This window comes from Aeromicrobium sp. JJY06, from assembly GCF_044069275.1.
GTDB classification, from domain to species: Bacteria; Actinomycetota; Actinomycetes; order Propionibacteriales; family Nocardioidaceae; genus Aeromicrobium; species Aeromicrobium tamlense.
The window spans coordinates 1800027-1818050 of record NZ_JBIMRD010000001.1; the positions used below are offsets into that span (position 1 = coordinate 1800027).

15 protein-coding genes are annotated in these 18024 nt (G+C 72.7%); 6 read left to right on the forward strand and 9 right to left on the reverse strand.

Going from position 1 to position 18024, the window contains the following annotated elements; translation table 11 throughout:
• Window positions 1–2: 2 nt before the first annotated feature.
• From ACGWYL_RS08780 to ACGWYL_RS08810, 7 genes are all read right to left on the reverse strand, one after another.
• Window positions 3–578, reverse strand: coding sequence for a uridine kinase (locus ACGWYL_RS08780; RefSeq protein ID WP_269305426.1), 576 nt, complete (start codon window positions 576–578; stop codon window positions 3–5).
• A 170-nt stretch (window positions 579–748) separates the two neighbouring features.
• On the reverse strand, window positions 749–1603 hold the full coding sequence (locus ACGWYL_RS08785; RefSeq protein WP_179426256.1) for an aldehyde dehydrogenase family protein: 855 nt from the start codon (window positions 1601–1603) through the stop codon (window positions 749–751).
• A complete protein-coding gene (locus ACGWYL_RS08790) occupies window positions 1600–3039 on the reverse strand; it encodes an aldehyde dehydrogenase family protein (protein ID WP_395486971.1) in 1440 nt (479 codons plus the stop codon). The genes ACGWYL_RS08785 and ACGWYL_RS08790 overlap by 4 nt, the downstream gene beginning before the upstream one ends.
• A 6-nt stretch (window positions 3040–3045) precedes the next feature.
• On the reverse strand, window positions 3046–3951 hold the full coding sequence (gene deoC / locus ACGWYL_RS08795; protein WP_395486972.1) for a deoxyribose-phosphate aldolase: 906 nt from the start codon (window positions 3949–3951) through the stop codon (window positions 3046–3048).
• Window positions 3948–6056: a transketolase gene (gene tkt, locus ACGWYL_RS08800; RefSeq protein ID WP_179426250.1), complete on the reverse strand. Its 2109-nt coding sequence runs from the start codon at window positions 6054–6056 to the stop codon at window positions 3948–3950. The genes deoC and tkt overlap by 4 nt, the downstream gene beginning before the upstream one ends.
• Before the next feature lie 68 nt (window positions 6057–6124).
• Window positions 6125–7276 (reverse strand): ROK family protein, encoded by a 1152-nt coding sequence (locus tag ACGWYL_RS08805; protein ID WP_179426248.1) that lies wholly within the window; start codon window positions 7274–7276, stop codon window positions 6125–6127.
• 50 nt (window positions 7277–7326) lie between these two features.
• Window positions 7327–8520: an ROK family transcriptional regulator gene (locus ACGWYL_RS08810; protein ID WP_179426246.1), complete on the reverse strand. Its 1194-nt coding sequence runs from the start codon at window positions 8518–8520 to the stop codon at window positions 7327–7329.
• A gap of 164 nt (window positions 8521–8684) precedes the next feature.
• Here ACGWYL_RS08810 and ACGWYL_RS08815 point away from each other — a divergent pair, with 164 nt between their 5' ends.
• The 6 genes from ACGWYL_RS08815 to ACGWYL_RS08840 are packed head-to-tail and all read left to right on the forward strand — an operon-like array spanning window position 8685 to window position 14934.
• Window positions 8685–9731 (forward strand): substrate-binding domain-containing protein, encoded by a 1047-nt coding sequence (locus ACGWYL_RS08815; RefSeq protein ID WP_218845880.1) that lies wholly within the window; start codon window positions 8685–8687, stop codon window positions 9729–9731.
• Between the two features lie 60 nt (window positions 9732–9791).
• A complete protein-coding gene (locus ACGWYL_RS08820; protein ID WP_395486973.1) occupies window positions 9792–10769 on the forward strand; it encodes an ABC transporter permease in 978 nt (325 codons plus the stop codon).
• Window positions 10766–11548: an ATP-binding cassette domain-containing protein gene (locus ACGWYL_RS08825; RefSeq protein ID WP_179426242.1), complete on the forward strand. Its 783-nt coding sequence runs from the start codon at window positions 10766–10768 to the stop codon at window positions 11546–11548. The genes ACGWYL_RS08820 and ACGWYL_RS08825 overlap by 4 nt, the downstream gene beginning before the upstream one ends.
• Window positions 11545–12456 (forward strand): sugar phosphate isomerase/epimerase, encoded by a 912-nt coding sequence (locus tag ACGWYL_RS08830; RefSeq protein WP_179426240.1) that lies wholly within the window; start codon window positions 11545–11547, stop codon window positions 12454–12456. The genes ACGWYL_RS08825 and ACGWYL_RS08830 overlap by 4 nt, the downstream gene beginning before the upstream one ends.
• 10 nt (window positions 12457–12466) lie before the next feature.
• Window positions 12467–13873 (forward strand): xylulokinase, encoded by a 1407-nt coding sequence (locus ACGWYL_RS08835; protein WP_395486974.1) that lies wholly within the window; start codon window positions 12467–12469, stop codon window positions 13871–13873.
• Complete coding sequence (locus ACGWYL_RS08840; RefSeq protein WP_395486975.1) at window positions 13870–14934, forward strand: Gfo/Idh/MocA family oxidoreductase; 1065 nt, start codon at window positions 13870–13872, stop codon at window positions 14932–14934. The genes ACGWYL_RS08835 and ACGWYL_RS08840 overlap by 4 nt, the downstream gene beginning before the upstream one ends.
• 175 nt (window positions 14935–15109) lie before the next feature.
• Here ACGWYL_RS08840 and ACGWYL_RS08845 read toward each other — a convergent pair whose 3' ends face one another.
• Both ACGWYL_RS08845 and ACGWYL_RS08850 read right to left on the reverse strand, forming a co-directional pair.
• Window positions 15110–16726 (reverse strand): phospho-sugar mutase, encoded by a 1617-nt coding sequence (locus ACGWYL_RS08845; protein WP_179426234.1) that lies wholly within the window; start codon window positions 16724–16726, stop codon window positions 15110–15112.
• 35 nt (window positions 16727–16761) lie between these two features.
• Entirely contained in the window at window positions 16762–18018 is a 1257-nt protein-coding gene (locus ACGWYL_RS08850; RefSeq protein ID WP_395486976.1) for a DUF222 domain-containing protein, read from the reverse strand.
• Between the last annotated feature and the right edge of the window lie 6 nt (window positions 18019–18024).

Genomic DNA, 18024 nt, shown 5'->3' on the forward strand with positions numbered 1-18024 from the left:
CGCTAGCGGCGTGAGGTCAGGAAGCGGTAGGCGCGGCGCGGGTGCATCGTGACGCAGCCCGCGGCGACGGCCTCGGCGATGACGCGCGGCTGGTCCCTCATGAGGCGCCAGCCGCGGCGCACCAAGGTCATCGGCGGCTTGCGTGACTCGCGCAGGTCGCGCACGAGCCGCAGCCAGAAGACGACGGGCCGCGGACGGGTGAGGCAGATCGCCGCGTCGAGCACACCGGCCTCGCGGCACGGCGCGACCATGTCGGTGGCGAAGAGGCCCTCGGCGATGAAGCGGTCGCCGTTCAGCACGACCTCGTGCGTGCCGACGGCCTGGCTGACCGAGATGTCGTAGACCGGCACCTGCGTGCGGCCGTGGCGGCACAGCTCCTCGATGGCCGTCATGGCTGCCTCGAGGTTCCACGAGCGGACGTCGTCCCAGTCGACGATCCCGAGCGTGCTCAGCGGGAGGCCGGGGTGGTCGTGGTCGTGGTAGAAGTCGTCGAGCCGCAGCACGGTCCAGCCGAGCCGCTCGGCCAGGTGGGACTTCCCCGACCCGGACGGGCCGGCCAGGATCACGACGTGCGGCATGGGTGCGAGCGTATCGAGACGCGTCGGCGTCCGGTCGCCCCGGGGAGCGGTGAGCTGTCAACCTCTCGACTCGGGTATCGGTCAGCGATCAACCGCATCAGGTGCGAAGAGGTTGACGGCTCACCGCCACGCCGAGGGAAGGGTTGACAGCTCACCGCTCCAGCGGGACGTCAGACGCCGATCGGGTGCCAGACGGTCTTGTGCTCGAGGAACGGCGTGATGCGGGTGAGCGCCTGGGCCGTGGAGGTGCCGGGGCGCACGACGCGCTTGAGGTTCACCGCGGCCTCGGCCTCCAGGTCGCGCGCGACGTCGGCGTCGTCGACGCCGGTCAGGTCGAGCGCGTTGACGTCGAGGTGCGTGGCCAGCCACGGGCCGATCTCCGCGATGTCGCCGGTCAGCACGTTGACCACGCCGCCGGGCACGTCGGAGGTCGAGAGGATCTCCGAGAGCGTGATGGCGGGCAGCGGACGCTCGTAGGACGACACGACGACCGCCGTGTTGCCCGACAGCAGCACCGGGGCGAGCACCTCGACCAGGCCCAGCAGCGACGACTGCTGCGGCGCGGCGATCGCCACGACGCCCGTGGGCTCGGGCGAGGTGAGGTTGAAGAACGGCCCGTTCACCTGGTTGGCGTTGCCGGTGACCTGCGAGAGCTTGTCGGCCCAGCCGGCGTACCAGACCCACGTGTCGACGGCGGCGTCGACGATCGCGTTGGCACGACGCTCGTTGACGCCTTCGGCGGCGCGGACCTCGGCGACCAGCTGGTCGCGGCGGCCCTCGAGGACCTCGGCCACGCGGTAGAGGATCTGGCCCCGGTTGTAGGGCGTGCGCTTCGACCAGCCACCGAAGGCCTTGCGGGCGGCGCCGACCGCGTCGCGGGCGTCCTTGCGCGACGCCTTCGCGGCGTTGGCCAGGAACTTCCCGCGCGAGGACGCGACCTCGTACGTGCGGCCGGACTCCGAGCGGGGGAACGCCCCGCCGATGAACAGCTTGTAGGTCTTGCGGACGTCGACGCGCTCGCTCATCGGGTGGCCTCCAGGTAGCTGGAGAGTCCGTGGCGGCCGCCCTCGCGGCCGTAGCCGGACTCCTTGTACCCGCCGAACGGAGAGGCGGGATCGAACTGGTTGAACGTGTTGGCCCAGACCACGCCGGCGCGCAGCTGGTCGGCCATCGCGAGAATGCGCGAGCCCTTCTCGGTCCACACGCCGGCCGACAGGCCGTAGGGCGTGTTGTTGGCCTTCTCGATCGCCTCGGCGGGCGTGCGGAAGGTCAGCACCGACAGGACCGGGCCGAAGATCTCCTCGCGCGCGATCCGGTGCGCCTGCGTGACGCCGGTGAAGATCGTCGGGGCGTACCAGTAGCCGCGCTCGGGCAGCTCGCACGGAGCGCTCCAGCGGTCGGCGCCCTCGTCGTCGCCGGTGGCGGCGAGGTCGCGGATGCGGCCCAGCTGCTCGGCCGAGTTGATCGCGCCGACGTCGGTGTTCTTGTCGAGCGGGTCGCCCAGGCGCAGCGTGGCCATGCGGGTCTTGAGGCGGTCGAGGACCTCCTCGGCGACGCTCTCCTGCACGAGCAGGCGCGAGCCGGCGCAGCACACGTGGCCCTGGTTGAAGAAGATGCCGCGGACGATGCCCTCGACGGCCTGGTCCATCGGCGCGTCGTCGAACACGATGTTCGCGGCCTTGCCGCCGAGCTCGAGGGTGAGGCGCTTGTCCGTGCCGGCGACGGCGCGGGCGATCTCGCGGCCCACCGGGGTGGAGCCGGTGAACGCGACCTTGTTCACGTCCGGGTGCGACACGAGGTGGCGACCGGTCTCGCCGGCGCCCGTGACGATGTTGACGACACCCGCGGGCAGCTCCGCCTGGCGGCACACGTCGGCGAACAGCAGGGCCGTCAGCGGCGTGGTCTCGGCCGGCTTGAGGACGACCGTGTTGCCGGCCGCGAGGGCGGGCGCGACCTTCCACGCCAGCATCAGCAGCGGGAAGTTCCACGGGATGACCTGCGCGGCGACGCCGAGCGGCTGCGGGTTCGCGCCGAGGCCCGCGTGATCGAGCTTGTCCGCCCAGCCCGCGTGGTAGAAGAACCACTGCGAGACCAGGGGCACGTCGACGTCGCGCGACTCCTTGATCGGCTTGCCGTTGTCGAGCGTCTCCAGGACGGCGAACTCGCGGCTGCGCTCGGCCAGGATGCGGGCGATCCGGAACAGGTACTTGGCGCGCTCGCGGCCGGGCATGGGGCCCCACACGCGGTCGTAGGCGCGACGGGCGGCGCGGACGGCGCGGTCGACGTCGTCCTCATTGGCCTCGGCGACCTCGGCGAGGACCTCCTCGGTGGCGGGGTTGACGGTCTTGAACGCCGTGCCGCCGCCGTCGGTGAACTCACCGTCGACGAAGAGGCCGTAGCTGGCCTGGAGGTCGACGATGGAGCGCGACTCCGGCGCGGGGGCGTATTCGAACTTGGGCATGTCTGATCAGTCCAGGGTCACGTAGTCGGGGCCGGAGTAGCGGCCGGTGAGCATCTTCTGGCGCTGCATGAGCAGGTCGTTGAGCAGCGAGGAGGCGCCGAACCGGAACCAGTCGGGGTCCAGCCAGTCCTCGCCCGCGACCTCGTTGACGACGACCAGGTACTTGATCGCGTCCTTCGAGGTGCGGATGCCGCCCGCGGGCTTGACGCCCACCTGGCGGCCGGTGGCGATGCGGTAGTCGCGCACGGCCTCGAGCATGAGCAGCGTGGTCGGCAGCGTCGCGGCGGGCTGCACCTTGCCGGTGCTGGTCTTGATGAAGTCCGCGCCGGCGTCCATCGCCAGCCAGGAGGCGCGGCGGATGTTGTCGTAGGTCTGCAGCTCGCCGGTCTCGAGGATCACCTTGAGGTGGGCGCTGCCGGAGGCCTCCTTGACGGCCACGATCTGCTCGTGGACCTTCTCGAGGTCGCCCGACAGGAACGCGCCACGGTCGATGACCATGTCGATCTCGTCGGCGCCCGCGGCCACGGCGGCGGCGGTGTCGGCCAGCTTGACCTCGATGGGCGCGCGGCCCGACGGGAACGCGGTGGCGACGGCCGCGACGTGCAGGCGGTCGCCGACGACCTCGCGCACGAACGGGACCATGTCGGGGTAGACGCAGACGGCCGCGGCAGCGGGGCACGAGGGATCGGTGGGGTCGGGGCGCAGCGCCTTGATGGCCAGCGCCCGCACCTTGCCGGGGGTGTCCGCACCCTCGAGCGTGGTGAGGTCGACCATCGAGATGGCGAGGTCGATCGCCCACTGCTTGGACGTCGTCTTGATCGAGCGCGTGCCCAGCTGGGCGGCCCGTGCCTCGAGGCCGACCTGGTCGACGCCCGGGAGGCGGTCGAGTCCCGCCTTCAGGCTGGTGCTCATCGGTTGGTCCCTTCGGAGAGCGGGTTCTGTTCGGGTCGCGTGGCGTCGAGGCTGCGGCGGGCCGCTGCGACGACGGCGTCGACGGTGATGCCGCGCTCGGCGAGCACGAGATCGCCGGCTCCGCTGGCACCGAACTCCTCGACACTCACTATCTCACCGTGGGTGCCCACGTAGCGATGCCAACCGGTGCCGGTTCCGGCCTCCACGCTGACACGTGCGGCGATGGCGCGGGGGAGGACCGACTCGCGGTAGGCGAGGTCCTGCTCCTCGAACCACTCGAGGCACGGGGCCGAGACGACGCGGACGCCGATGCCCTCCGCGGTGAGGAGGTCGCGCGCCTGCATCGCCAGGCCCACCTCGGAGCCGGTGGCGACGATGATGAGGTCGGGCGTGGCGTCGGCGTCGGCCAGCACGTAGGCACCGCGGTGGGCGCCCTCGCCGGCCGGCACGTCCGCGCTCACGACCGGCACGCCCTGGCGGCTCAGCACGAGGGCGGTCGGGCGGTCGGCGGTGAGGATCCGCGTCCACGCGTCCACGGTCTCGGTCCAGTCGGCCGGGCGGACGACGTCGAGGCCGGGGATGGCGCGGTGCGACCAGAGATGCTCGACCGGCTGGTGCGTCGGCCCGTCCTCGCCCACGCCGACCGAGTCGTGCGTCCAGACGTAGGTGACGGGCAGGCCCATGAGCGCGGCCAGGCGCACCGACGGGCGCATGTAGTCGGAGAAGACGAAGAACGTGGCGCCGAACGGGTGCGAGTACCCGGCGAGCGCGATGCCGTTGAGGACCGCGCCCATGGCGTGCTCGCGGATGCCGAAGTGGACGAGGCTGCCGTCGGGGCCGCCGGGCCACTCGTCGCCCGCGTAGTCGGTGGGCGTGAAGCTGCGGGCGCCGGAGATCACCACGTTGTTGGTCTCGGCGAGGTCGGCGGAGCCGCCCCACAGCCACGGCAGCTCGGCCGCCACCGTGTTGAGGACCGCGCCGCTGGCGATGCGGGTGGCCACCTTCTGCGGCTCGGCGCGCAGGGCGGAGAGCTTCTCGCGGGCGGCGGGGGTGACGTCGCGCTCGCGCATGCGGTCGTGCAGGGCCGCGCGCTCGGGGTCGGCGCTGCGCCACGCGTCGTACCGCGTCTGCCAGTCCTCCCGGGCGGCCGCGCCGCGCTCACGCACGCGGCGGGCGTGGGCGAGGGCCTCGGCGGGCATCGCGAAGAACTGCTCGGGATCCAGGCCCAGCGCCTCCTTGGTGGCGGCCACCTCGGCGTCGCCGGGCGCGCCGGAGTGGGCGCCGGCGGTGCCGCCGACGGTGGGCATCGGGTGGCCGATGCGGGTGCGCAGGCGGACGAAGACGGGCTGGCCGGTCACGGCGACCGCCGCGTCGAAGCCGGCGCGGATCGCGTCCGGGTCCTCGGCGTCCTCGATCTCCACGATCGCCCAGCCGTAGGCGCGGTAGCGAGCGACGACGTCCTCGGTGAACGCGATGGCGGTGTCGCCCTCGATGGAGATGCGGTTGTCGTCCCAGACGAGGATCAGCCCGTCCAGGCCGAGCGTGCCGGCGAGGGAGGAGGCCTCCTGCGAGACGCCCTCGGACAGGCATCCGTCGCCCGCGACGCACCACGTGCGGTAGCGGAACAGGCCCTCGTCGGGGGTGGTCTCGGGCTCGAGCAGCGCGTGCACGCGGCGGGCCGACATCGCCAGGCCGACCGCGTTGCCGACGCCCTGGCCCAGCGGACCGGTGGTGGTCTCGACGCCGGGCGTGTGACCCCACTCGGGGTGCCCGGGGGTGAGGCTGCCGAGCGCGCGGGCCTTCTTCAGGTCGTCGAGCTCGAGGCCGTAGCCGCTGAGGTAGTGCTGCAGGTACAGCGAGAGGCTGGTGTGCCCGGCCGACAGGACGAACCGGTCACGGCCCTCCCAGTCGGGGTGGGCGGGATCGTGACGCAGGTACTCCTGGAACAGGACGTACAGGGCGGGGGTCAGGCTGACGGCGGTGCCGGCGTGCCCGTTGCCCTTCGCCTGGACCACGTCGAGGGGCAGGACACGTGCGTGCCGCACCGCCTCGAGGTCGAGGGGGTCGCGCCAGCCGGTCGGGGAGGTGTTCTCGGTAGGGGCCACGGGGTCAACCGTAGAGGTCCGGCGGGCTTTTGTCTAACGTTGCGCAAAAGTCCCGAGGGCGCCGGGCTTCAGGCGTCGACGAGCGCGTCCACGCGCTCGGGCGCCAGTGCCGCGTCGGCCGCCATCTGGGCCGCGCCGAGCAGGCCCGCGTCCGCGCCGAGGGGCGACGCGATCACGCTGAGGTCGGTCGTCGCGAGCGGGTGCGAGCGCTCGAAGACGCGCTCGCGAACACCGTCGACCAGCAGGTCACCGGACTCCGCGAGGTCGCCGCCGACCACGACCATCGCCGGGTTGAGCACCCCGACGGCCTCGACGACGACGTCGCCGATCCGCCGTCCCGCGGCGCGCAGGGCCGAGGTGGCATCCCGGTCGCCGTTCGTGGCCAGGGCCACGACGTCGGCCGACGTGCGGACCGGGTGCCCGAGCTCGCGCAGGCGGGCCGCGATGGCCCAGGCCCCCGCCGAGGCCTCGGCGCAGCCGCGCTGTCCGCAGCGGCAGCGGGGCCCGTCGTCGTGGGGGATGTGCCCGAGGTCGCCGGCGCCGCCGCGCGCGCCGTGCAGCACGCTGCCGCGCGAGATGATGCCGGCACCGATGCCCATGCCCACCTTCACGACGAGCAGGTCGTCCGCGCCGGGCACGGCGTCGGCCCGCAGGGCGCGGTGGACGCCGAGCGCGACGAGGTTGGCGTCCTTGTCGACCACGATCGGCGCGTTGACGAGCGGACCGAGGCGCGCGGCCACGTCGGCGCCGTCCCAGCCGCGCATCGTCGGCGGGCTCACGAGCCGCCCGGTGCGCTGGTCGACGGGCCCGGGCACGCCGATCGCGACGCCCAGCACGGGGGAGGTGGCCTCGACCTCGAGCTGCTCGAAGGCGCGCGCGACACCGGCCAGGACCACGTCGGGGCCGTCGTCGATCGCGATGTCCTCGTCGAGTGCAGTGAGGACGCGGCCCGTCAGGTCGGCGATGCCGTAGCGCGCGTGGCTGCTGCCGATGTCGGCGACGAGCAGCGCGCCGCGGGTCTCGGCGAGGTCGAAGACGCCGGCGGGGCGGCCGCCCGTGGTGCGGTCGTCCTCCCGCGCGTGGATCAGTCCGGAGCGCACGAGGCCCTCCAGTCGGTGCGTGGCCGTGGCGCGCGAGAGGCCGGACAGCTCGACGACCTGTGCGCGGGTCAGGGGCCCGTGGGCGCGGAACAGTGCCAGGACCCCACCATGACCGGACACCCCGTCGCCTCTCGTCGTTCCTCGTGATCTCTGGCCGACACCGTAGTACGTCAGGCGGAGCCGCCGCGGTCGACCAGCCGTCCGATCTCGGCCGGCTCGAGTATTCCGTCGCTCACCAGGTGCGCCAGCCCCACCAGCCCTTCCCGCGGGTGCAGGCTGCTGGCGACGATGGAGAGCTCGGAGGTGGCCAGCGGCAGGGACCGGCTGTACACGCGCTCGCGGATCGCCGGCAGCAGGTGGTCGCCCCCGGCCGCGACGAGGTGTCCGGCCAGCACGACCACGCGGGGGTTGAGCAGGTTGACGGCGGTGGCGACGGCGGTGCCGATCACCTGGCCGGCCCGGCGCGCCAGCTGGACCGCGGTGGGGTCGCCGGAGGCGAGTGCCGCGATGAGGTCGTCCTGGGACGTCGCCGTGGAGCCGGTCTCCTGCAGGTCGCGCAGGATCGCCCAGCCGCCGGCGCGGGCCTCGAGGCAGCCGTGGTTGCCGCACTTGCACAGCGGGCCCTCGTCGTCGCCCGGCAGGGTCATCGGGATGTGTCCGAGGTCGCCGGCGGCCCCGTCGGCGCCGCGGTAGAGGCTGCCCTCGCGGATGAGGCCGCTGCCGATGCCGGTGCCGATCTTCACGAGCAGCAGGTCGTCGGCCTCGGGGTGGGAGAAGCGCGCCTCCCCGTACGCCATCGCGTTCGCGTCCTTCTCGAGGAAGACGGGGGAGGAGGCGAAGCGCTCGTGGAACCAGGCCGGGACGTCGAAGCGGTTCCACAGCGGCATGATCGGCGGGTTCACCGACATGCCGGAGCCGCGCTTGACCGGCGCGGGCAGGCTCAGGCCGATGCCGAGGATCTCGTCGGCGTCGGTGCCGGTGTCGCGCAGGAAGGACTCGAAGCACTCGAGGATCGAGGCGAGCAGCACCTCGGGCCCCGCCGTGACGTCGGACGGCCGCTCGATCTCGGACTCGACGTCGCCGCCGAGGTTGCACAGGCCGGCGCGGAACTTCGTGGCGCCGACGTCGGCGGCGAGCAGCTTGCCGCGCTCGCTGTTGAAGGAGAAGACCTCGGCGGGCCGGCCCTTCGTGGCCACCTCACGCGCCGAGCCGGTGACCAGGCGCCCCTCCAGGAGCGCGTCGATCCGCAGGTTGACCCCGCTGCGGGACAGGCCGGTCTCGGCCACGATCTCCGCGCGGGTCATGCCGCCCTTGCGTCGCAGCAGGGACAGCGTCTCGCTGATCCCCTCATCGAAGGTGGCCATGGCCCCCCATTCTGGCGTTCTCGGCAGCGGGCCGAGGCTGATTTCGGATGCTGCTTGCGCGTGTTCTACGGTGTGTCGTACATTACACGACAGAAAGTGTCGTATTAACAACACTCAAGATCAAAAGCCGCGTCGCCCGGCGCGCGATGGTGAGAGGAACCAACATGAGCACCTTCCAGTCCAGGAAGAGGATGCGGCTCTCGCTCGGCGTCGTCGCCGTCAGCGCGGGTCTGCTGCTGGCCGCGTGCGGATCGTCGGACGACGGCGACAACGGCGGCTCCGGCGGCGGCAAGGACGCCGCCGACACGAACATCGGCATCGTCATCAAGGGCCTCGACAACCCGTTCTTCCAGCACATGGAGGACGGCATCAACGCCGAGCAGAAGGAGTCCGGCGCGGACATCGAGATCCAGGCCGCGGCCTCGATCACGGACACCTCCGGCCAGGCCGACAAGCTGACGAACCTCGCGAACCAGGAGTTCGACTGCTACCTGGTGAACCCGATCAGCGGCACGAACCTGATCCAGGGCATCGCGCAGATCGCGGCCAAGGGCACGCCGATCGTCAACATCGACAACCCGGTCGAGGCCAAGGCCGCTGACGCCGCGGGCGCCGAGATCGCGACGTACATCGGCACCGACAACGTCGCCGCCGGCAAGATGGTCGCCGACCAGCTCGCGAAGCTCGACTCCGACGGCGGCGACGTCGCCACCGTGGGCGGCATCGCCGGCGACGTCACCAGCGCGCAGCGCATCGACGGCTTCAAGGAGGGCCTCGCGGACAACTTCGAGGTCGTCCAGGAGGTCGCCGCGAACTGGGACCGCCAGGAGGCCCAGACGCAGGCCGAGACGATCCTGCAGGCCAACCCGGACCTGGCCGCGTTCTTCGTCGCGAACGACGACATGGCGATGGGCGTCGCCCGCGCCGTGGCCGCCGCGGACAAGAAGGGCAAGACCCTCGTGGTCTCGGTCGACGGCATCGACGGCGTCGCCTCGGGCGACATCGACGCCGCCGTGGCCCAGTACCCGTTCGTCGTGGGCAAGATGGGCCTGCAGGCGTGCGAGGCGGCCGCGCTCGGCGAGAAGCTGCCGGAGAAGGTCGACACCCCGATCGCGCTGATCACCCCCGACAACGCCAAGGACGCGCAGGACGCGTTCCCTGAGCCCCCGAACGAGTACGACAACCCGTTCGCGGAGATGCTCGGCCGCTGACGTGACGGTGCGGGCGGCCCCGGTCGCCCGCACCCCACCGCCTCAACCCGGAGACAACACATGACCACCACCACGGCACCCCCGGCGACCCGCGGATCGGCACTCGCCGACCACCTGCGCCAGCCGTCGTTCTGGGTCGAGTGGGCGTCCGTGATCGGACTCGTCGTCCTCGTGGCGATCTTCACGGCCCTCGACCCGCGGTTCCTCAGCTCGGGCAACATCAAGGCGATGCTGCTGGCCTCGGCGATCCTCACGATCCTGGCCGTCGGCCAGTCCTTCGTCATCCTGACCGCCGGCATCGACCTCTCGATCGCCTCCACGATGACGTTCGCCGCCGTCACCTTCGGCATGGCCATGACGAGCGGCAAGGGCCTCGCCCTGTCGTGCCTCGTCGCCGTGGCCGCCGGCGCGGCCGTCGGCCTGGTGAACGGCTTCCTCATCGCCAAGGGCGGCATCACCGACTTCATCGTCACGCTCGGCGCGCTCTCGGCGGCCTCCGGACTCGCGCTGATCCTCTCGGACGGGCGCCCGATCACCGTGATCAGCGCGCCGCTGTTCAAGCTGTCGGCCGGCGGCTTCGGGATGATCCCGTACACGTTCCTCATCGCTGTCGCGGTGGCCGTGCTGGCCCACCTCGTGCTGTTCTCGACGCCGTTCGGCACGCACGTCCTGGCGACCGGCGGATCGGTCGACGCGGCGCAGGCGACCGGCGTGCGCACGGCCCGGATCAAGATGGCCGTCTACCTGATCGCCGGCGTCCTGGCTGGACTCGCGGCGATCCTGCTGGTGGCCCGCGTCGGCTCGGCCGAGCCCGCCGCGAACACCACGTTCCTGCTGAACTCGGTGGCCGCGGTCGTCCTCGGCGGCGTCAGCCTGTTCGGCGGCAAGGGCTCCATCAAGGGCCCGGTCTTCGGTGCGCTGCTGCTGACCGCCCTGGCCAACGGCCTCACGCTGCTCGGCGTCTCCCAGTTCTACCAACCGCTCGCCGTCGGCATCGTCGTCGTCGGCGCGGCCTTCCTCACGAGGTTCGAGAAATGACGACCCACAGCACCGAACAGCAGGCGCGCCCGATGGGCGACGTGCTGCTCGAGGTCGACGGACTCTCGCTGTCCTTCGGCTCCGTCCGCGCGCTGGCCGACGTCTCGGTCCAGGTGCGTGCCGGCGAGATCACCGCGCTCGTGGGGGACAACGGCGCCGGGAAGTCGACCCTCGTCCGGGTCGTCGCCGGCGTCCACACCGCCGACGAGGGCACGATCCGGTTCGACGGCCAGACCGTCGCGTTCCACGCGCCTGACCAGGCGCGCGACGCCGGGATCGAGACCGTGCACCAGAACCTCGCGCTCGTCGAGGACCTCACGGTGTGGCAGAACCTCTACCTCAACCGCGAGATCACCGGCGGCGTCGGCCCGTTCAGCTACCTGAAGAAGCGCACGATGCGCGCGGGCGCCCAGGAGATGGTGTCCAAGCTCGCCGTCAACGTGCCCGCCGTGACGTCCACCGTTCGCCGCCTGTCGGGTGGCCAGCGCCAGGCCGTCGCGATCTGCCGCGCCGCCGGCTTCAGCTCCAAGCTCGTGATCATGGACGAGCCCACCGCGGCGCTCGGCGTCCAGGAGACCGCACGCGTCGAGGAGCTCATCCTGCGCCTGCGCGACGAGGGCCACGCGGTCCTGCTCATCAGCCACAACTTCGACCAGGTCATGCGCCTGTCCGACCAGGTCTGGGTCATGCGCGCCGGACGGTGCGTCGCAGGACGCCGGACCGCCGAGACCAGCGGCGAGGAGATCGTCGGCCTCATCACGGGCGCGATCGCCGGATGACCACCACCCACCCCAAGGAGACCCCCACCGTGGACCAGCGCAACCCCATCGGCGTGCACGCCCTCGTCTGGGTCGGCGGCACCCGCCCCGACGAGATCGCCCAGGCCGTGCAGCGCACCAAGGACGCCGGCTTCGACCTGCTCGAGCTGTCGCTGCACGAGATGGAGACCCTCGACCTCGAGGGCACCCGCGCGGCCGCCGAGGAGGCGGGGCTCGCGCTCGCCTGCTCGCGTGGCCTCGCGTTCGACGCCGACGTCTCGAGCGACGACCCCGAGGTCGTTGCGCGCGGCGAGAAGATCCTGCACCAGTCCCTCGACGTCGTGTCGGGCCTGGGCAGCACGATCCTGACCGGCGCCCTCTACAGCGCCCTCGGCAAGTACGGCCGTCCCCTGAGCGACGCGGGCCGCGCCAACGTCGTGTCGGTCCTGCGCAGCCTCGCGCAGGAGGCCGCGGGTCGCGGCGTGAGCCTCGGTCTGGAGATCTGCAACCGCTACGAGACGAACGTCGTCAACACGGCGCGGGACGCGCTGCGCCTCGCCGACGACATCGGCGAGGACAACGTCTTCATCCACCTCGACACGTACCACATGAACATCGAGGAGTCGGACTTCGTGACGCCCGTCCTCGACGTCGCCGACCGCCTCGGCTACGTGCACATCGGCGAGAACCACCGCGGCTACCTCGGCTCGGGCTCGATCGACTTCCCGGCGTTCTTCCACGCGCTGTCGCGGGTGGGCTTCACGGGCCCGATCACGTTCGAGAGCTTCTCCTCGGCCGTCGTCAGCCCCACGCTGTCGAACGACCTCGCGGTGTGGCGCTCGCTGTGGACCGACGGCGACGACCTCGCCCGCCGGGCCCGCGGCTTCATCGACACGCACCTCGCCGCGTCCGCCTCGATCGACGCGTGACGGCACGGGCATGAGCCGTCGGTGCGTCCTGGGCCTCGACCTCGGGACGAGCGGCGTCAAGGCCGTCCTCGTGGCGACCGACGGCTCGGTCCTGGCCCGCGCGGACCGCGGCTACGCCGTCGCGTCGCCGCACCCGCGCTGGGCCGAGACCGACCCGGCGCAGTGGGAGGCGGCGGCGCGTGACGCCGTGGCCTCCGTCCTGGCCGACGTCGACGCCGACGTCGTCGCGATCGGCCTCGACGGGCAGATGCACGGCACCGTCCTCGTCGACGCCTCCGGTGAGCCGGTGCGACCCGCGGTCCTGTGGCCCGACGGCCGCGCGGGCGACGAGCTGGCGCGCTGGCAGGCCCTGGCGCCCGAGCGGCTGCGCGCCCTGGCGAACCCGCTGGCGCCGGGCATGACCGGCCCGGTGCTGGCCTGGCTCACCCGTCACGAACCCGACGTCGTCGCGCGCGCCCACCGGGTGCTGCTGCCGAAGGACTGGCTGCGCACGCGGCTCGTCCCGGGCGCGCTCGTCACCGACCACTCCGACGCCTCGGCGACGCTGCTGTGGGACCTCGAGCGCGACGAGTGGAGCCGGGACGTCCTCGCGGCCACCGGCATCCGGGCGGACCTGCTGCCCGAGGTCGTGCCGTCGGACGAGGTCGTCGGCACGCTCGACGCGACCGAGGCGGCTGCCTGGGGCCTGCCCGCGGGCATCCCCGTGGTCGCGGGGTGCGCCGACGCCGCCGCGACGCTCGTGGGCTCCTCCTCCGCGCCGGGGCGCCTCGTCGTGACCGTCGGCTCGGGCGCCCAGGTCGTGCTGCCGGGGATCACGCCGACGTTCGACGGGCCGATCACGCACCACACCTATCGGGCCGCGACCGGTGGCGCCTACGCGATGGTCGCCGTCATGAACGCGGGCATCGCGCTGACGCGGGTCGTCAGCCTGCTCGGTGGCTCGTGGGACGACCTCTACCACGACTACGACCGGCAGCGGCCGGTCCCGGGATTCGTGCCCTTCCTCTCGGGTGAGCGGCTGCCGACGGCCGCGGCGCCGAACTCCGGGCGCTGGTTCGGCCTGGGCCTCGAGACCGAGCGCGCCGACCTGTTCGCGGCCGCGCTGGAGGGCCTGTGCTTCACGATCCGCCGCGGCGTCGAGTCGATGCCCGAGCTCGCCGACACGGCGATCGACGTGGCGGGCGGCGGCACCCGGTCGCCCGTGTTCGCCCAGCTGCTCGCCGACGTGCTCGGCCGCGAGCTGTGCCGCGTTGACCTCGAGGACGCGACCGCGGTGGGCGCGGCCCTGCTGGCGTTCCGCGGTGCCGGACTCGACCTGCCCGAGCCACCGCCGCGGCGTGGCGTGGGCGTGCGTCCAGGGGACTCCGGACCCCTGGAACAGCGCTACGCCCGCTTCCTCGACGAGGTCGACCGATGACGGCGCCGTTCGAGCCCGTGCGGTGGGCCGTCGCGGGATGGGGCGCCGGTGGACGCGTCTTCCACGCGCCGATGATCGCCGCCGCCGACGGACTCGACCTGGTGGCGGTCGTCTCGACCAACCCCGACCGGGCCCGCGACGCCAGGTCGGCCGGACTCGAGGCGCTGCCGGACCTCGAGAGCCTGCGCGACGCCGGCGTCGAGGGCGTCACCCTCACGACCCCGGCCGGCACCCATGCCGACCTCGCCGTCGAGGCGCTCGGGCTCGGCCTGCACGTCGTGGTCGACAAGCCCTTCGCGACCACCGCGGAGGACGCCCGCCGCATCGTGGCCGCGGCCTCGCCCGGCACCGTGCTGACCGTCTACCAGAACCGCCGCTGGGACGGCGACTTCCTGACGATCCAAGGGCTCGTGGAGTCCGGCGAGCTGGGCCGCGTCGACCGCCTCGAGTCGCGGATCGAGCGCTTCCGACCCGACCTCCCGCGCTGGACCCGGGACCGCGACTCGGTCCACGGCGGAGGCGTCCTGGTCGACCTCGGCCCCCACCTCATCGACCAGGCCGTGCACCTGCTCGGACCCGTGCAGCAGGTCTTCGCCGACCTCGCGGTCCTGGGCGACGACCGGCGCAGCGAGGACGACGCGGTCGTCATGCTGCGGCACGCGAGCGGCAGCCGGTCCACGATCGTCGCGTCGGTGCACGCCGCCGCGGAGGGACCGCGGTTCCGGGTGTCCGGAACCCGGGGCGGGCTGCGCATCGAGGGCTTCGACCCCCAGGAGGCGGACCTCTTCGCCGGGGCGACCCCGACGAGCCTCGGCGAGCGCTGGGGGAGCGACGATCCCGCCCGCACGGCGCACTGGGAGGGCGAGGGCCCTGCACGCCGCCCCCTGGCTCGTGGGCGATGGGACACGTTCTACCCGGCGGTGGCCGCCGCGGTCCGCACGGGGACGCCACCGCCCGTCCCGCCGGCGGACGCCGTGCACGTCGCGGAGATCTTCGACGCGGCCCGACGCAGCGCCGAGGAGGGTCGCTGGATCGACGTGGCGACGGCGATTTCGAATTGACAGGTCGGTGGTTGGCGCTGACGCTGGATGGGAAGGCGACGACGTTTCGCCCAGCGGGCCGCACGGCTCGCCCATGGACGCCGCCGCCGGGGACTCCCTCGTCGTGAGCGCGGCAAAGTCGCACTCCCTCGGCTCCTCTGCCGCCGGCTCCGACGCCTCGGCGGCGGTTCCGTGCTCACTCCACGCCGAGGTAGCTCCTGAGGTCGCCGATGATCGCTCGCACGGTGTCGGCCGCACGGGTGCGCGCGTCCTCGAGTGACGAGCCCACCGGGACGACGGCCTCGACGTAGCACTTGAGCTTGGGCTCGGTGCCCGACGGACGGCAGATGACCCGGCTGCCGCCCTCCAGCCCGAGGCGGATGCCGTCCGTGGGCGGCAGGCCCTGATAGCCCTTCGCGAGGTCGTCCACCGTGGTGACCTCGGTCTCCGCGAGCCACGTGGGCGGCTCGGACCGCAGCCGCTCCATCGCCTCGGCGATGATCGCGAGGTCCTCGACCCGCACGGCGAGCTGGCCGGTGGCGTGCCAGCCGTGCTGGCGGTAGATGTCGTCGAGCAGGTCCAGCAGCGTGCGGCCCTCGGCCTGGAGGGTGGACGCCAGCGACATGATCAGCAGCGCCGCCGAGATGCCGTCCTTGTCACGCGCGATGTGCGGTGCCACGCAGTAGCCGAGCGCCTCCTCGTAGCCGTAGACCAGCCCGTCGACCTTGCCGATCCACTTGAAGCCGGTGAGCGTCTGCTGCCACGGCTGGCCGTGCGCGGCGGCCTGGCGCCCCAGCAGGTCGGACGACACGATCGAGGAGGCGTACGTGCCCTCGACGCCCTGGCGCAGCAGCGCCTCGGCCAGCAGCGCGCCGACCTGGTCGCCGGTGAGCATCCGGTGGCCGCCGACGGTGCGGACTCCCACTGCGCACCGGTCGGCGTCGGGGTCGTTCGCGATGACGATGTCGGCGTCCAGGTCCTTCGCCAGTGCGAGGGCCAGGTCCATCGCGCCGGGCTCCTCGGGGTTCGGGAAGGCGACGGTGGGGAAGGCAGGGTCGGGGTCGGCCTGGGCCTCGACCACGTGGGGCGCGGGGAAGCCGGCGCGCTCGGCGGCATGGGTCAGCAGCTGGCCGCCCACCCCGTGCATCGGCGTGTACGCCACCGTCAGCTCGCGCGGGCCCGGCGGCACGAGGTCGGCGACGGCGTCGAGGTACGCCTCGGCCACGTCGGTGCCCAGGACCGTGTAGTCGGTGTCGCGCGCCAGTTCGTCGACCCGGCCGACGGCGTCGATCTGCGCCGCGATGTCCGCGTCGGCCGGCGGCACGATCTGGCTCGTGTCCGCGAGGTACACCTTGTAGCCGTTGTCGCGGGGCGGGTTGTGCGACGCGGTGACCATGACGCCGGCGGAGGCGCTCAGGTGACCGATCGCGAACGCCAGCACGGGCGTGGGCAGGTGCTCGGGCAGCAGCATGGCCCGCACGCCGGCGGCCTGCATGATCTCGGCGGTGTCGCGGGCGAAGACGTCGGAGTTCGTGCGGGCGTCGTAGCCGATCACCACGCTGGGATGGGGGTCCTCGGAGAGCAGGTGGCGGGCGAGTCCGGCGGCGGCACGCGCCACGGTCACGCGGTTCATGCGCATGGGGCCGGCGCCCAGCTCGCCGCGCAGTCCGGCCGTGCCGAACTGCAGGCGGCCGGCGAAGCGGGCCGCGATCTCGGCCTCGTCTCCGGCGTCGATCAGGGCGGTCAGCTCGTTCCGGGTCTGTGCATCAGGATCCTGCGAGATCCAGTCCCGGGCAGCAAGGATCGGGTCCATCCGCCCACCGTAGCGGGGGGATGGATCGACGCCCATCAGGCGGCCTCGGGTCGGTAGCGGTGGTTGCGGCGCCATTGGTCGCGGAGGCGGAACTCGGGCGTGCCGTCGTGACCGAACCGGATGGCGATGTGGGCGTCGTGGACGCGGTGGTGGTGATGCGCGCAGAGCAGGACCCCTGATGTGAGGTTCGTGGGTCCGCCGTGGCTCCACGGGATGACGTGGTGGACTTCGGTCCAGCCGGGTGGTCGGTCGCAGTCGGGGAAGGCACAGCCCTGGTCGCGTTGGGCGAGCGCGATGCGTTGCGCGGCGGTGTGGTGGCGTTTGGCGCGGCCTTCGTCGAGGACCTGGGACGGGCCGTTCATCACGAGGGGGAGGATGCCGGCGTTGCAGGCCAGCTTCCTCAACTGTCCCGCCGAGACCGGCGTGCCGTGCTCGGTGACGCCGGCGCGGTCGGTCTGGCCTCGGAGGGTCTGCTCGTCGACGGTGACGACCAGGGTGGCCGCGACGCCGCCGTGGTTGCCGTACCCATCACGCGGCAGGTGGCGGACGATCTCGGCGAACGCCTCGCCCGCCTTCTCCTGCGGCCGCAAGCCTGCGTTCTCATCCGTGGTGGCGCGCGGGGCGGTCTTGGACTCCACGACGGCACGCAGCATGTCGGCGGTGAGGGCGTCGGTCTTGCCGCCGAACGGCACCAGCCCGGTGGTCTGGTCGGGACGTCCGATCCAGAACTCACGCTGCTGCCGCTGGGCGGCTTCCTCGCGGGTGAGCTGGTCGTTCTCGATCCGATCCGCCCGGTGGACGTCGACGACCTCGACTGCCCGGCGGGCCTTGCGGCGCAGCTGATCGGCCGTCATCACCCGCGCCGCCGCGACCATGTCGGCCTCGACCAGATCGCGCTGCTCGGTCGTCAGGTTGGTCGGGAGCGTGTCGAGCGCGTCGGTGACGATCGCGGCCTTGGTGGTGGACATGCCCGGTTCGGCCAGCGCCTCCCGCACCCGCGGGGCAGCCTCGATCCGGTGCGCCAGGCGGATCTCCTTCGCGGCGTCGCGCCGCGTCACCCCGGACTCCGTGGCGACCAGCGCGGTCAGGCTCGCGGCATCGGTCGCGCGGTGGGCGTCGTTCCGGTCAGCGGCGGCGAGCAGCGCCATCTTCAACGCCGCGGCCTCGCGCTCCAACGCGTGCAGCGCGGCAGACTCAGCGGCGAGCTGCTCACGCGACAGGGCGGACAGGTCGCGCGAGCGCGCGTCGGCCAGGAACCGCTGCCCCGACCTGAGCCCACCGACGACGTCCACCAGATC